Origin of the sequence: Streptomyces sp. MCA2 (assembly GCF_023544705.1) — a bacterium.
Lineage (GTDB): Bacteria > Actinomycetota > Actinomycetes > Streptomycetales > Streptomycetaceae > Streptomyces > Streptomyces decoyicus.
Genome location: NZ_JAMJFM010000026.1, coordinates 114,184 through 129,675 on the forward strand (window position 1 = coordinate 114,184; position 15,492 = coordinate 129,675).

The window sequence follows — 15,492 nt, forward strand, 5'->3', positions numbered from 1 at the left end:
CGCAGGGCCTGAGCGCGCCACGTCAGTCGTCCAGGCTCCTGATGCGATCGCGCAGGGCCGATAGGACGAGACGGCCGTAGCGGCTGGTGAAGGCGATGGCCGTGGCAAGGGCGGCAGCGCCCAAGGCGGCAAGCAGGTGACCGGGGTCGTGGTCGTCGAGTACCTGGAGGACGCTCAGGGCTGTGCCCAGGGGGAGGCCGAGGATGGTGAGGACACCGAGGGCGCCGGCGATCTGCTGGCTGTCCTGCGTCTGGACGAGCCGGGCGTAGTCGGCCGCCTCGGAGAGGATTTCCGCGAAGCGGGTCGGCAGGCGGTACTGCGCCTGGTAGGCGAGGAGCAGTTCATTTGCCGGGCCGTGGGCGGTCAGGTGCTGTCGCCAGTACGTGCTGCGGAAGCCCGCGATGTGCCGTTCCAGAACGGCGACACGGGAACCGAGCTTGGGGCCCTCGAAGACGCCGGAGAGCGAATCGGTGAGTTCGTCGATGTGGTCGCGCTGGACGGTACCGAGCAGCAGTGCGTCGAGGTAGATGGTGCGGTGGTGCAAGGCAGCGAAGTCGTAGAAGTCACCGTCGCCCCAGTCGGGGCGGTGCCCGAGGAACGCCGCCCCGTGGCGGAGGACGAGCGCGCTCCAGTCGGCGGATATCCGCACCGTGTGCTCCGTCTGGGACGGCAGGTTCTCCGGCGCTGCCGGGAAGTCGGTGTCCGTGGACCGGGACGCCAGGTGCCACAGCCAGCGGTCGGCGGTTCCGGGGAGCCGGCCGTCGTCCCGCAGGGCGTCCGTGTGCTCTGCTCCGGGGGTGAGGAACGCGATGGTGTACGGGCGCGCGATGGCGAAAGGCGACTCGACGGTTCTGGGTTCCGCCGCGCCGGCGAGAAGGACGGCCGGAGCCAGGGGGCCGTCGAGAGGATCGGCATCCGCTGTGTGTCGGTGCCCGATGGCCCGCAGGGTTTCGAGGAGCGCCGGACCTTCCACGGTGAAGTGCAGGACCGCCAGCGCGTGCCGGCGCTGCCGGGCGGTCATCGTGCGCATCAGTTCCATGCCGTGCAGGTGCAGCGCACCGTGCGAGATGTCCGCGAGACGGTGCCATCGGCAGGGTCGCTCCGGTGTGCCGTAGAGGACGCGGGCCGCAGCCGGTGTGAAGTACGTCTGCCGGGTAAGCGTGTCGGTGCGGCGGCTGCCGAGCTCGAACGGTAAGGGTCCCTCGGCCCACGACGGCAGGTCGGGGAGCTGGACCGGGAGCACGACGGTGATTGCCTGGCGGACACCCGTCAGGGAGCTGAGTTCCACGGTCACGGGTTCGGTGCCTCCTCCTGCCTGCGCTTCTCGGCGCCGGCGCGATCTGCGTGGGGTCCTGCCTACGGTCTCCTGTCCCCACGCGGGGACGCGTCCTGCCGCCGGACCGTTCCCGCCGGTCCCGTCCCCGCTTCCGTGACCATGTGGCCGGCCGCTGTCTCAGGGGCCCGGGGACCGTGCTGCTTGCCGCGTCAGCCCCCGGTGGCCGGCGACATGCACGCTCATCCATGCCCCTGAGTGCGCCGGCCATGCGGCGCCCTGCACGAGCCGGCGCATTGAACCGTCTCCGGGCAGCTGTTCCTCGCCGGCGACTCGTTGCACAGGTGGATCCGGCGCATCTGGTGGACGTGGAGGGGCGGCCCGGTGAAGCCCCGGCATCCCCCAGTGGTCGTGCGGGCGAACACCTCGGTGAGGCCGCAACGTGGCGTCGTGAGGAGGCATCAAACCAGGCGCAATGAGGTCTTCCGGAGGGTTTCGGGGGCCTGGGAATACGCCGTGAGGGGCCGCCGGGGGAGCGGGGCGCGGCGCGGGACATCTGGGGAAGAGTCATGGGACTGACCAGCCGCTCGCTGTTCTACGCCGTGGCCGCGGCCGCCGTGGTCTGCGTGGGGCTCACGCTCTGGCTGTGGCCGCGGTTCGCGGGGCGCGGGCCGCGGGCGCTGCTGGGGCGGCTCGGTTCGATCGCGGCGACCCAGCTGACCATCGTGGCGGCGCTCGGCCTTGTGGTGAACGCCAACTTCCAGTTCTACGCCTCCTGGCACGAGTTGCTCGGGCTGTACGACGACGCGCCGGCCGCCGTCGGCAAATGGGGCGACGGGGGGACGGCCGGGCCCGTCGGCGACCCGTCGAAGGGTCTGGTGCAGCCCTCGGCGGCGGACGGGCTGGACAAGGTGCACGGGCTGCCGAAGGGCGATCCGGCGCTGGCGGGCAAGGTCGAGTCCGTACGGATCGTCGGCAAGCGGACCCGGGCGGTGGACCCGGCGTATGTTTATTTGCCGCCGCAGTACTTCCAGCCGCAGTACGCCCGCCAGCGGTTCCCCGTCGTCGTCGCGCTCAGCGGTTACCCCGGCGGCACGTTCCTGCTGGGTCAGCACCTGCGGCTGCCGCAGACCGCCGGACGGCTGATCCGGGAGGGCAAGATGCAGCCGACCGTGATCGTGATGCTGCGGCCCACCATCGCGCCGCCGCGCGACACCCAGTGCGTCGACGTACCGGGCGGCCCGCAGGCCGAGACGTTCTTCGCCCGCGATGTGCCGGACGCGCTCAGGTCCCGCTACCGCGTCGGGCACGACCCCGGCGGCTGGGGCGTCCTGGGCTACTCCTCGGGCGGCAGCTGCGCCCTCCAGCTCGCCATGCGGCACGACCGTACGTACACCTCGGCGGCCGCCCTCTCGCCCGACTACAAGGTCAGCAACGACCCCACGACCGGCAATCTGTTCGGTGACGGGCGCGACCGGGTCCGCCGGCGCCAGGAGCACGACCTGATGTGGCGGCTGCGGCATCTGCCCGCTCCGCAGGTGAACGTCCTGGTGGGCACGAGCCGTACCGGCGAGAAGAACTACCCGGCGGCCCGCGCCTTCCTCGCCGCCGTCAAGCCGCCGATGAAGGCGGAATCGATCGTTCTCCCCCACGGCAGCCACAACTTCGCCACCTGGCGGCGCGAACTGCCCGCCGCGCTGGAGTGGATGAGCCGGTCGCTGAGCTTTCCGGAGGACGTGGTGGGCAACTCGTAGCCGGGCGGGAACGGACGCGAGGGGCCCCCGGCCGGTGCCGGGGGCCCCTCGTGCGCATGCGGGGTGCCGTCGGGTCAGTCCTTGATCTCGCAGATCACGGCGCCGGACGTGAGCGCGGCGCCGACCTCGGCGGTCAGGCCCTTGATGGTGCCGGAACGGTGCGCGTTGAGCGGCTGCTCCATCTTCATGGCCTCCAGGACGACGACCAGCTCGCCCTCGGTGACCTGCTGGCCTTCCTCGACGGCCACCTTGACGATGGTGCCCTGCATCGGGGAGGCGAGTGCGTCGCCGGAGGCGGCGCCGCCGGACTTCTTGGCGGCCTTGCGCTTGGGCTTGGCACCGCCGGCGACCGCGGCCCGGGCCAGGGGCATGCCCAGCGAGGACGGCAGCGAGACCTCCAGGCGCTTGCCGCCGACCTCGACGACGACCGTCTCGCGGGTGTCGGCCTCGGCCTCGTCCGCGCCGGGGGCGGCGAACGGGGGGATCTCGTTGACGAACTCGGTCTCGATCCAGCGGGTGTGGACCGTGAACGGGTCGGCGGAGCCGGTGAGTTCGGGGGCGAACGCCGGGTCCCGGACGACCGTGCGGTGGAAGGGGATGGCGGTGGCCATGCCCTCGACGGTGAACTCCGCCAGCGCACGGGCGGCGCGCTGAAGGGCCTGCTCGCGGCTGGCGCCGGTGACGATCAGCTTGGCGAGGAGGGAGTCCCAGGCGGGGCCGATGACCGAGCCGGACTCGACGCCCGCGTCCAGGCGGACGCCCGGACCGGACGGGCCGGCGAAGGTGGTGACCGTGCCGGGGGCCGGGAGGAAGTTGCGGCCCGGGTCCTCGCCGTTGATGCGGAACTCGAACGAGTGGCCGCGGACGGCCGGGTCGTCGTAGCCGAGCTCTTCGCCGTCGGCGATCCGGAACATCTCCCGGACCAGGTCGAGGCCGGTGACCTCTTCGGTGACCGGGTGCTCGACCTGGAGGCGGGTGTTGACCTCCAGGAACGAGATGGTGCCGTCCTGGCCGACGAGGAACTCGCAGGTGCCCGCGCCCTCGTAGCCGGCCTCCTGGAGGATGGCCTTGGAGGCGCGGTACAGCTCGAGGTTCTGCTCCTTGGTCAGGAACGGGGCCGGGGCCTCCTCCACCAGCTTCTGGTGGCGGCGCTGGAGCGAGCAGTCACGGGTCGAGACGACGACCACGTTGCCGTGCTTGTCGGCCAGGCACTGGGTCTCGACGTGCCGCGGGCGGTCCAGGTAGCGCTCGACGAAGCACTCGCCGCGGCCGAAGGCGGCGACCGCCTCACGCACCGCGGAGTCATACAGCTCCGGGACCTCTTCGAGCGTCCGGGCCACCTTCAGACCGCGGCCGCCACCACCGAAGGCCGCCTTGATCGCGATCGGCAGACCGTGCTCCTTGGCGAAGGCCACGACCTCGTCCGAGCCGGAGACCGGGTCGGGCGTGCCGGCGACCAGCGGCGCACCGGCCCGCTGGGCGATGTGCCGTGCGGCGACCTTGTCGCCGAGGTCACGGATGGCCTGCGGGGGCGGCCCGATCCACGTCAGCCCCGCGTCCAGGACGGCCTGCGCGAACTCGGCGTTCTCCGACAGGAAGCCGTATCCCGGGTGGATGGCGTCCGCGCCCGAATCGGCGGCGGCGGCCAGGACCTTGGCGATGTCCAGGTAACTGGTGGCAGGAGTGTCACCGCCCAAGGCGTATGCCTCGTCTGCCGCGCGTACGTGCAGTGCGTCCCGGTCGGGGTCGGCGTAGACGGCTACGCTTCCGATCCCCGCGTCCCGGCATGCACGGGCAACGCGTACAGCGATTTCGCCACGGTTGGCGATGAGCACCTTGCGCACGATGGGTCCTTCCTTGGCGCTTCGCCGTAACAAATGGATGCGGCGATTTTAGGGACTGGCGACACCGCGTGCCGACCCGTTCCCTGGGGTGAGCTTGCCCACACGGAGTGTGCTCGGGGCGCCAGTGAGGAACCTAAGTCCCCTGGTATCCCAGGGTAGGCCCGGATTCCTGGGCTCCTGCTCGAGTCCCGGTGTGGCCTAGGTCTCCAACTTTGGACGTCCAGCGGATCGTCAATTCTTTGTGGAGTCCCTACGAATGGGCGAAGGAAACTTTGCGGGCGACTCCGTCCGTGGGCGTGCCGCCGGACCTCTCGCGCGCGGCCGGCCGCACCCGCCCGCGCACAACCCTTGCCCAGCTTTTACCTTCCGCCAAGGTCTTCCCGAGCAGGGGGGACCCCCATGTAGCGTGCGCGATGCCTGTACCCCTCGGTAACAGGGGCACCAGTGGCATCAGGCGTCCGCAAGGGCGCATCGGGCTCGGCAAACGGCGGAAGTGGGTGGACGGGGTGGTGGTGGCACGACGGCCGGTGGCCTTGGCCGCGGCGGTGGTACTGGTCCTGGAAGCGTTCGGGATCGTGCTGCTCAACTGGATTCTGAGCATCGTCGTGGACAGGCAGCAGATGTCCCTGGCCGGGCTTCAGCCCCGCGCGATGTCCACCGGCTCGTGGATCGGCGGCATCGTCTTCGGGCTCTATCTGCTGTTCTGCGCCGGTGTCCTGATCCGCACCGGGCTGCGCGACCGCGCCCCCGGAGGCTTCACCCGTATCGCCCTCATCAGCTGTGCGGTGGTGCACGGCGTCCTCGGCGCCTTCGCCGTCGGCCTGGTCGGCTGGGTCGCCTTCCTCGCGATGACGGTCGTGCTGGCACTGCTGGTGCTGACCCTGGTGGCGTACGGGGAGGGCCTTGCGGGCGACGGGCGGGGAAACGCGGAAAACCCCCCGAACGGCGCACCGCCCGCGGCTCCCACGTCGGCCTGACCCCGTTCCGCGCGGCGGCCGGGTCCGAACTGCCCGCTCCCCGGGCCGGATCGATGCCGCCCGGGGCCGTGCGACACGCCCGGGTAGGCTCTCGCGCGGTGTCGTCGGACGGGGGATGGTGCGGATGCCTGCATCGGTTGCGGGTGCGGAGGGCCGGGCGCGCGGGAGCGCGACAGGCCCGTACGCGGTGTTGCGGGAGCTGGATGACGCGGCGTCCGGCATACCCGTACCGGAACGGCGGTTCATCGGGCGCAGCGCGGACGGCGACCGTACGGTCCTGATCGGTGTGCCGTTGCCGGGCGCCGACCCCGGGCGGTTCCTGGCCGAGGCGGAGACCTCGCGCTATCTGCTCGGGCCCTGGTCCTCGCCGGCCACCGAGGTCGCCGCACCCGGTGACGCGCCCTGGCACGCCCGCCCGTATGTGCCCGCGCTCCCGCTGCCCGCCGCGCTCACCGTGCACGGCGGCCCGCTGCCCGAGCGCACCGTACGGGCCCTCGGCGCGGCCCTCGTCGAGACCCTGGTCATCGGGCACGGGCAGGGCCTGGCCCATGCCGGTGTGTCGCCCGCGGCCGTGCTGCTGGCGGCCGACGGGCCCCGGCTGACGTGCTTCGGGGCGGCACGGGCCGCCGCCGAGGACGGCACCCCGCGCTCCGGGCTGCCGGGCCTGGAGTCGGGCAGCCTGCCGCCGGAGCAGGCGACCGGCGGGCGGCCGCACCCGACGGGCGACGTTTACGCACTCGGTGCGACGCTCGCCTATGCCGCGACCGGATACACCGTGCCGGAGCGGGAGGAGCTCCCCGCCGCCCTGCGGACCGTCGTCACGGCCTGTCTGTCCCGGGACCCGGCGGCCCGCCCGCGCCCCGCCGAACTGCTCGACGCGCTCGCTCCGGTCGCCGGACCGCCCGCGCCGGGAGCCGGGGCCGCCGCCGGACCGCCGCCTCCCGCCACGGCGCTCGACGCCGCCGGAAACCCGGCCGGCCGCGCCGGCGCCCTGCTCGGTCCCGGCTGGCTGCCGGGCCGGATCATCGCGGCCCTCGCCCGCCAGTCGGCCGAGCTGCTCGCCGCCACCCTCCCGGTTCCGCCCGCCCCACAGGACTGACACCCCATGCCCTTCCCCCTCGCCCATGACGACCCGCCCGGCCTGGGCACCTACCGCCTCCTCGCCCGGCTGGGCAGCGGCGGTATGGGCACCGTCTACCTGGCCCGCTCCCCGGGCGGCCGGACCCTGGCGCTCAAGACGATGCACGCCCGCATCGCCACCACCACCGAATTCCGTACCCGGTTCCGGCTGGAGGCGGATGCCGCCCGGGTCATCGGCGGCCGGTACGGCGCACAGGTCGTCGATGCCGACCCGCTCGCCGAGACCCCCTGGATGGCCACCGAGTACGTGCTCGGCCCGCCCCTCGACGACGCGGTGGAGCTGGCCGGCCCGTTGCCCGAGGCGTCGGTACGCGCCCTGGGGGCGGCGCTGTGCGGGGCGCTCGGCCAGCTCCATCACTCGGATGTCGTGCACCGTGACCTCAAGCCGTCGAACATCATGGTCACGGCGCACGGCCCGAAGGTCATCGACTTCGGTATCGCCCGCGCCCTCGGCGACGACCGGCTGACCCACACGGGCGCCGCGGTCGGCACCCCCGCGTTCATGTCGCCGGAGCAGGCCACCGGGCAGGAGCACACCCCGGCCGGAGACGTCTTCGCGCTCGCCGGGGTGCTGGTCTTCGCCGCCACCGGGCGCGGCCCGTTCGGCGAGGGGCAGCCGGCGGACCTCCTCTACCGGGTGCGCTACGCCGAGCCGGACCTCACCGGGGTGCCCGCGGCCCTGGTCCCTGTCCTGTCCCGTTGCCTGGCCAAGGACCCCGCCGAGCGCCCGACGACGGCCGAGCTGGCCGCTCAACTCCACGACGGCGGCGGTGACTTCGTCGACCAGCTGCCGGACGCGGTGCTCGCCGAGATCGGACGGCGGGCGAGCGAGGTCTGGCAGGTCGTACCGCAGCGGCTGCCCGCACCGCCCGACCAGCCGGCGACCGTGCCGTCCGCCGATGTCCCCGCCGCCCGTGGCCTGTCCCGCCGGGGGCTGCTGATGGCGGGTGCGGGCTCGGTGCTCGGCGTCGCGGGGGCCGGGGCGGGGGTGTGGGCCTGGCTGGGCGGGAGCGAGCCGGGGCCCGGCACCGGGCCGGGGTACACCAAGCCGAAGCCGGGGCCGAGCGTCAGCGCGGTGAAGAAGAAAAAGCTGGACTCGGTGTGGCAGAAGCAGTTCGGCGGCCCGGATGACGACCAGAACCCCGAAGTGCCCCTGCTCGCCGGTGACCAGGTCGTCCTGGTGGCCAATGCCGGGGCGCGCGGTGTGGACGCCAGGTCCGGTGCGTCCCGGTGGACGTTCTCGCTCTATGCGGACGACTCGTGGCAGGTCGCCTCGGACGGTACCCACGTCTACCAAATAGCGAGGGACGAGCACCGTGACGCGAACGGCTCGCTGCGGACCGTCTCGTTCTTCCTCGCCCGCGTGGACCTCGCCACGGGCAAGGCCGGCAAGCGCCTCGCCCCCGTCTCGGACGCCCAGCACAACGGCATCATCAACCGGTTGCTGGCCGTCGCCGACGACACGGCCTACCTGGCGATCTCGCACGGGAAGGTCAAGCGGTACGAACGGCAGCTTCCCTGGTCCGTGATGGCCGTGAACCTCGCCACGGGGAGCCGGAAGTGGACGGACCCGCTGCCGTTCCGTTCCGCCGAGAGCGACGAGAACCACTTCCTGTCCGCCAAGGTCGTCGGCGGCCTGCTGGTGGCCCTCCAGCAGATGAACGACGGCAAGGTCCGGGTCGTCGCCCGCGACATCCGCACCGGCAAGGTCGCCTGGGACAAGCCGTGGAAGGGCGCCGACCGGCGGCTCGTACGGGATCCGCTCACGGCCGATGACAAGCATCTCTACCTGGGCTACGGCCCGTTGCGGGCGCTGCGGCTGAGCGACGGCGGACAGGCCTGGGACACGGCCGCCACCCGCCCCGGGAAGACGTACGGACCGCCGGCCCTCAAGGACGGGGTGCTGTACGCGGTGGAGAAGGACCTCGGCCTGGTCGCGTTCGGCACCGGGAGCGGGAAGCCGCGGTGGGCGGAGAAGAGCGAGGAGGGCCCACGGGCGGACCACGTCGTCCATCCGGTGGTCGGCTCCGCGTACGCCTACACGTACAGCCAGACCGACCAGGTCCTCCGGGCCGTCGGCCTCACCTCGCACACCACCGAGCAGCTCTACAAGACCAGCGGGACCCGCTTCACCGCCCATGAGAAGAGCCGGATGGTCATCGCGTCCGGGCCCGACTTCCTCGCCGGCTTCCCCCTCCGCTGAACGTGCCACCACGTGCCACGAGACGCCTGAACCTGCCCACACCTGCCCGTACTTGCCTGAACCCGCCTGAAGGACACCGCCCATGAAACCCCTCGGCACCGGCGACCCCCTCCGCCTCGGCCCCTACCGCCTGCTCGGTGTGCTCGGCGAGGGCGGTATGGGCAAGGTCTACGTCGGCCAGGACGCCGTGGGCACCGTCGCCGCCGTCAAGGTCCTCCGGCCCGAGCTCACCGACGAGGCGAACCTCGCCCGTCGTTTCGTCCGCGAGGCGCAGGCGGCGACGGCCGTGACCAGCAAGGGCGTGGCCCGCGTTCTGGGCACGGACACGGAGGGCGGCCGCCCGTGGATCGCCACCGAGTTCCTGGCCGGACCGACCCTCGACGAGGCCGTCGAGGCGTACGGCCCCCTCGACGAACCGGCCGTGCGCGCCCTCGCCGCGTCGATCGCCCACACCCTGGCGGACATCCACGCCACCGGCCTGATCCACCGCGACCTCAAGCCCCCGAACATCGTCCTGACGTCGGCCGGCCCCCGCGTCATCGACTTCGGCATCGCCCGCCCCGAGCACGGCCTCACCCTCACCTCCACCGGCCAGGTCCCGGTCACCCCCGGCTACGGCGCCCCCGAACAGGTCCTGGGCCGGCGCGTGGCCTCCTCGGCCGACGTCTTCTCCCTGGGCGCCGTCCTGGTGTACGCCGCCAGCGGGCACCGCGCCTACGACGCCTCGCACATCGCCGCCCTCCAGTACAAGGTCGTCCACGACGCACCCGACCTGACCGGTGTCCCGGAAGCCCTGCGGCACCTCATCGCCCCGTGCCTCGCCAAGGACCCGGCCGCCCGGCCCGCCCCCGCCCAGATCGCCGCCGCCTTCGCACCACCGCGCGGCGCCGAACGGGCCTGGCGGCGCGGCCCGGTGAACCAGGCGATCAAGGAGCGGGAGAGCGGCCTCCACGAGCTGACCGCGGCGACCCTGCCCGACGGCGGCTCCGGCCGTGCGGTGCCCCGGCGCCGGCTGCTCACGGGGCTGGCGGCGGGCGGCGCGGTCCTGGCCGCGGGCGGCGGCGCCGCGGCGGTCTGGTGGCCGCGGGGGCCGCGGCAGCCGGCAGGCCGGCCCGACCTCTTCGCCTTTCCGCCCGCCGCCAGGACCCCGGTGGCGCATGTGCTCGACGCCGACAACGGCGACTACCTCGCCGGCGGTGAGGTGAAGCCGTTGTGGGGCCCGGTCGACGTCCTCGCGGAGGACACGCCCGCGCCCCTGCCCGTACGGGACGTCATCGTCCTCGGCGCACGCGGCGGCGGGATCGCCGCCCACAACGTCGTGGACGGCAAACGCCGTTGGGCCGTCCGCGACGTCAGCGCGCCCAGCCGCTACCTCTCCCTCTCGGACCGGCTGATCGCCGCCGCCGACACCAAGGGCACCCTCCGCACCTTCATCGCCTCGACGGGCGAGCCCCGTTGGACCGTCGACGCCGAGGCGAGCGTCCTGCTGGCCGCCGACGACGAGAGCGTCTACGCCCTGACGAAGGACCACCGGCTCCGCGCCGTGCGCTGCTCCGACGCCACGATCCGCTGGACGGCGAAGATCGCCGCCGGCTACCGCACCAAGGTCGAGCCGCCGGGTGTCGTCGCCCACGGCCGTCTGATCCTGGGCACGAGCGACGGCAATGTGTTCGCCGTCGATACGGCCGACGGCCATCAGGTGTGGGAACTGCGGGACCAGTGGGACCGGCTGGTCCGCCCGGCCGTCCACGGCACCACTGTCTACCTCAACGGCACGACGCTCACCGCCCGCCGGATCCGCGACGGCAAGAAGCTGTGGTCGCTCGACAAGCGGGACGCCTGGGACAAGCACGAGGACTGGGGCCCGGCGACGGTCTTCGACGACGACACCGTCTGCGCCGCGCACGACGAGTGGCCCAGCATCAGGAAGACCCGCGACGGCAGCGAGATCCAGGGCGGGAACGGAACGTCGATCCGGTGGCTCCCGGTGTTCATCCACGGGCGCGCCCTCTGGTCCATCGAGGGCGACCCCTGGTTCAAGGTGTTCGCCGCGGATCTGTCGACCGGTGTCCCCGTCCTGACGTACAAGCTCCCCGCGGCGGAGCGTTCCTGGCTGGTGGCGGACGGCAACCGGGTGTTCGTCCTCCACGGCACGTCGCTCTATGCGCTGCCGGTGCCCTGAGCGCCCGTTGTGCCCGGTGTGACGGGGCCCGGTGACGCGGAGCCGGGTGCGACGGGGGACGGGGCCGGAGACCGCAGTCCGGCCGGACGGGGCCGCAGTCCGGCCGAACGGGCACCGGCCCGGCCGTCCGGACTGCGGCGGGCCGCTCAGCCCTTCACCGGCGCATGCTCCCGCAGGACCTCCATGAACGCCCGCATCCACTCCGGCTGGTCGTTCCACGCACGCGCCGAGACGACCTTGCCGTCCACCACCGCCGAGCCGTCGACGAAGATCCCGCCGCCCATCGCCACATCCGGTGCGCAGGCCGGGTAGGCGGCGGTGCGGCGGCCCTTGAGGACGCCGAGGGGGGCCAGGGTGATGGCCGCGTGGCAGATGTGGGCGACGGGCTTGTCCTCGTCGAAGAAGTGGGTGACCACACGGCGGTAGTCGGAGTCGTTGCGCAGGTACTCCGGGGCGCGGCCGCCCGGCAGCACCAGCGCGGCGTACTCCGCCGGGTCGACCTCGGACAGGGCGAGGTCGGACGGCCAGGAGTGGCCCTCGCGCTCGACGTAGGTGTCGAAGTCGTCGACGAAGTCGTGCACCACGAACCGCAGCTTCTTCCGCGTCGGGGCCGCGACCTGCGTCTCGTACCCCTCCTCCAGCATCCGCTGGTACGAGTAGAAGAACTCCAGGTCCTCGGTGGCGTCACCGGCGATGATCAGGATCTTGGGCATGGTGCGGACTCCTCACGCTGGCATGGACCGGACCGATCCGGCCGATCGGGCCGTATCGGATCAATCGGTTCCCCACTCGGTGACCTCGAATGCGTCGCCCACCGCCACCTTTCCCGTCCCCAGCACCGAGAACTTCGATCCGAACGCGACCCCGCCCTCGGGCACCCGCCGGTACGAGGCGAGCGTGCGCAGCGGTTCCGGCCCCGCCTTGTCGCCGGTGCGCTGGTCGACGAGGGTGACCGCGCAGCGGACGGCGAGCTTGGCGAACCCCAGCTCACCGCCGCCGACCGTGACCCGCCGCGCCCGGTCCTCGGTCTGCGGTACGTCCCAGCCGTCGACGACGATGTTGGGCCGGAAGCGGTCCATCGGGACCGGCGAACGCCCGGCCGCGGTGATACGGCGGTTGAGGTCGTCGAACGTGGCCAGGGAGATGACGTGCACCGGGCTGCTGTCGGCGAAGCCGGAGGTGCCGGGGGTGAGGCCGTCGGTCACCCGGTCGTGCTCCGGCGCTGCGCGGACCAGCCGGCTGGCCGCGCCGAGCGCCTCGGACAGCCACTCGGCCACCCGGTCCCCCTGGTCGACCGCGCGGTACGGGTCACCGAACATCTCGACGTCGCAGCGCGGTGACGGCCCGGCGCCGAGGTCGATGTCCAGGTGGAGGGGCTCCAACCCGGGGGAGTTCAGGGTGAGTTGGGTCCCGTCGGTGCTCACCTCGGGCCGTACCACCGCCAGCCGGGGGTCGGTGCGCTGGCTGCGGAAGACGCCTTTGGGGCCGACGACCAGAAAGCTGCGGTCGTGCGGGAGGCCGGCCGGGGTGAGCTCCGCCGCGGCCGCCGGGGTGCCGGCGCAGCCCTTGACGGGGTAGCTGGTCAGTTCGATGACAGTCGCCATACGGGCAGCGTAGGACGGGGCGGCCGCCGGGTGCCGCCGTTTACCGCCGGTGGGCGCACCGCCGTGCGGGCCGCCCGGCGCCGGACCCGGCCGGTGCGGGGAGGCTCAGGTCCACAGGTCCGTGATCGCGACGTCCAGGCCGGCCAGCAGCCGGCGCAGCAGCGGCAGGGAGAGACCGATGACATTGCCGGGGTCGCCGTCGATGCCGTCGATGAAGGGGGCGGAGCGGCCGTCGAGGGTGAAGGCGCCCGCGACGAACAGCGGCTCACCGCTCTCGACGTAGGCGGCGATCTCGTCGTCGCTGGGGTCGCCGAAGCGGACCGTGGTCGAGGCGGTGGCGGAGACCTGGCGCCCGCCCGCCGCCGTGTCGATGACGCAGTGCCCGGTCTGGAGGACGCCGGAGCGGCCGCGCATGGACTTCCAGCGGGCGGTGGCGTCCTCGGCGTCCGCGGGCTTGCCGAGCGCCCGCCCGTCCAGCTCCAGGACCGAGTCACAGCCGACCACCAGCGCGCCGGCGGTCTCCGGGCGGGCGGCGACGGCGGCGGCCTTCGCCTCGGCCAGTACGCGGGCCAGCTCGCCGGGCGTGGGGGCGGTGAGCGCATCCTCGTCGAAGCCGCTGACGACGACCTCGGGCGCCAGCCCGGCCTGCCGCAGCAGGGCCAGCCGGGCGGGGGACTGGGAGGCGAGGACGAGACGGCGGGGGCGGGGCTCTTCGGTCATGCCCGCCATCGTACGGAGCCCGGGGGGCCGCCCGGGCGCCCGGACTACTTGTTGAGCACGGCCTGCATCACGGACTTCGCGATCGGGCCGCCCAGCTTGCCGCCGGCGATCTCCGACCGGGGGATGTCCATGTCCTTGGGGTCGACGAAGACGGCCACCGCGACCGGGGAGCTGCCGTCGCTCTGCTTGGCGTAGGAGACGAACCAGGCGTAGGGGCGCTCGTCGTGGACGTTCGCGCCGTGCTGGGCGGTGCCGGTCTTGCCGCCGACGGTCACCCCGTCGATCGCGGCCTTGTCGGCGGTGCCCTCATTGACCGTGTACTCCATCATCTCCTGCACCTTCTTCGCGGTGTCGGCGGAGACGGCCTGGGACTTCATCTTCGGCTCGATCTTCTCGATCGTCGACAGGTCGGGGCCGCGCAGCTCGTCGACGAGGTGCGGCATCATCACCTTGCCGTCATTGGCGAGGCCGGCGACGACCATCGCCATCTGCATCGGCGTGCTGGTGAGGCTGCCCTGGCCCATACCGGTCAGCGCGGTCTGCGGCTTGTCGAGCTTGTCCGGGTAGAGGCTCTTGCTGGCCAGCAGGTCGCCGAGGTCCTCGTCGTAGACGTTCGCGTTGAAGCCGAACTTCTCCGCGGTCTTGCGCATCTTGTCCTTGCCGACCTTCAGCGCGGCGTCGAGGAAGACGTTGTTGCACGACCACTGCATGCCGGTCTTCAGCGAGGCCTTGTCGCACGGAGCACCCACGACATCGTTACCGATCTTCGTCGTGCTCTGCGGCAGCTGGTACGGGGCGGCTGCGCCCGACGGGGCGTTGATGTCCGACACCGCGCCGCTCTCCAGGGCCGCCGCCGCGGTGAGGATCTTGAAGGTGGAGCCGGGCGCATAGGTCTCGCGCAGCGCCCGGTTGCTCAGCGGCTTGCTCTTGTCGGCGTCCAGCGCCTTGAACTTCTGGGCCTCGGCGTTGGAGATGCCGGTGAAGATCGACGGGTCGTAGGAGGGGGTGGAGGCGAGCGCGAGGACCCGGCCGTCGCGCGGGTCGAGAGCGACCACCGCACCCTTGGCGTTGAGGTCGGTCAGCCCCTTGTACGCGGCCTTCTGGGCCTTGGGGTCGATGGTGGTGACGACATCGGCGCCGCGCGGCTTCTTGCCGGTCAGGATGTCCTGGGCGCGCTTGAGGGCGAGCCGGTCGTCCTTGCCGCTGAGCATCTTGTTGTAGATGCCCTCCAGGAAGGACGTGCCCTGGGCCTGGGAGGCGAATCCGGTGACCGGCGCGTACATCGGGCCGTCCTTGTACGTCCGCTTGTACTTGAAGTCGCCGGGGGTCGCCACCGAGCCGGTGATCGGCTTGCCGCCGACGATGATGTTGCCGCGCGGGTAGGAGAACGCCTCGATCTTGACGCGCCGGTTGTGGGGGTCGTTGGCGAGCTCGTCGCCCTGGACGAACTGCACCCAGGTGGCACGGGCGAGCAGGGCCAGCACCAGCACCCCGCAGAAGACGGCTATATGCCTCAGCGGCCTGTTCATCGCTCTCCCACTCCTGCCCGGCCGGCCCCCGGGCGGCCGAGCACCCGAATTGCTCTGTCGAGAGGGATAGAAGCGATTTCAGCGCTGATGGTTGCGGAAGGGAACTGTGAGGGTTACCTCCCCGGGGACGGGAACAGCCACCTCCCCGGGCACGTGGACGGCTACCTCCCCAGGAGGAGGACCATCATCACCACCGCGACCACGGCCAGCACGATGCCCATCCGGCGGAGCTTGGCCTGCACATCGCGCAGCTCCTCTGGAGGCTC

The 15,492-nt window shown here is 72.4% G+C and carries 12 protein-coding genes; 5 read left to right on the top strand and 7 right to left on the bottom strand.

Annotated elements, in window-relative coordinates; all coding sequences use genetic code 11:
• Positions 1-22 precede the first annotated feature (22 nt).
• A complete protein-coding gene (locus M8I34_RS22215) occupies positions 23-1,294 on the bottom strand; it encodes a hypothetical protein (protein ID WP_250051609.1) in 1,272 nt (423 codons plus the stop codon).
• Between the two features lie 548 nt (positions 1,295-1,842).
• Here M8I34_RS22215 and M8I34_RS22220 point away from each other — a divergent pair.
• Positions 1,843-3,027 (top strand): esterase family protein, encoded by a 1,185-nt coding sequence (locus tag M8I34_RS22220; RefSeq protein ID WP_250051611.1) that lies wholly within the window; start codon positions 1,843-1,845, stop codon positions 3,025-3,027.
• Positions 3,028-3,101: 74 nt separating this feature from the next.
• Here the strand turns inward: M8I34_RS22220 and M8I34_RS22225 are convergent, their stop codons facing one another.
• Positions 3,102-4,871: a biotin carboxylase N-terminal domain-containing protein gene (locus M8I34_RS22225; protein ID WP_250051613.1), complete on the bottom strand. Its 1,770-nt coding sequence runs from the start codon at positions 4,869-4,871 to the stop codon at positions 3,102-3,104.
• A 497-nt stretch (positions 4,872-5,368) separates the two neighbouring features.
• Here M8I34_RS22225 and M8I34_RS22230 point away from each other — a divergent pair, with 497 nt between their 5' ends.
• The 4 genes from M8I34_RS22230 (at position 5,369) to M8I34_RS22245 (ending at position 11,373) form a co-directional block, all read left to right on the top strand.
• Entirely contained in the window at positions 5,369-5,848 is a 480-nt protein-coding gene (locus M8I34_RS22230; RefSeq protein WP_250051649.1) for a hypothetical protein, read from the top strand.
• 124 nt (positions 5,849-5,972) lie between these two features.
• Positions 5,973-6,947, top strand: coding sequence for a serine/threonine protein kinase (locus M8I34_RS22235; protein ID WP_250051615.1), 975 nt, complete (start codon positions 5,973-5,975; stop codon positions 6,945-6,947).
• Positions 6,948-6,953: 6 nt separating this feature from the next.
• Positions 6,954-9,191 carry a protein kinase gene (locus tag M8I34_RS22240; RefSeq protein WP_250051617.1) on the top strand — a complete coding sequence of 746 codons (2,238 nt, stop codon included), beginning with the start codon at positions 6,954-6,956 and terminating at the stop codon, positions 9,189-9,191.
• A gap of 82 nt (positions 9,192-9,273) precedes the next feature.
• Positions 9,274-11,373 (top strand): PQQ-binding-like beta-propeller repeat protein, encoded by a 2,100-nt coding sequence (locus tag M8I34_RS22245; protein WP_250051619.1) that lies wholly within the window; start codon positions 9,274-9,276, stop codon positions 11,371-11,373.
• Between the two features lie 146 nt (positions 11,374-11,519).
• Here the strand turns inward: M8I34_RS22245 and M8I34_RS22250 are convergent, their stop codons facing one another.
• From M8I34_RS22250 to mmpB, 5 genes are all read right to left on the bottom strand, one after another.
• Positions 11,520-12,086, bottom strand: coding sequence for a DJ-1/PfpI family protein (locus M8I34_RS22250; RefSeq protein ID WP_030087111.1), 567 nt, complete (start codon positions 12,084-12,086; stop codon positions 11,520-11,522).
• Positions 12,087-12,146: 60 nt separating this feature from the next.
• On the bottom strand, positions 12,147-12,977 hold the full coding sequence (locus M8I34_RS22255) for an MOSC domain-containing protein (protein WP_250051621.1): 831 nt from the start codon (positions 12,975-12,977) through the stop codon (positions 12,147-12,149).
• Between the two features lie 105 nt (positions 12,978-13,082).
• On the bottom strand, positions 13,083-13,697 hold the full coding sequence (locus tag M8I34_RS22260) for a nucleoside triphosphate pyrophosphatase (protein WP_250051624.1): 615 nt from the start codon (positions 13,695-13,697) through the stop codon (positions 13,083-13,085).
• 44 nt (positions 13,698-13,741) lie between these two features.
• On the bottom strand, positions 13,742-15,226 hold the full coding sequence (locus M8I34_RS22265) for a penicillin-binding protein 2 (RefSeq protein WP_250051631.1): 1,485 nt from the start codon (positions 15,224-15,226) through the stop codon (positions 13,742-13,744).
• Positions 15,227-15,387: 161 nt separating this feature from the next.
• Positions 15,388-15,492 (bottom strand): morphogenic membrane protein MmpB (gene mmpB / locus M8I34_RS41975; protein ID WP_374210968.1); only part of this gene is annotated, 105 nt, incomplete at its 5' end.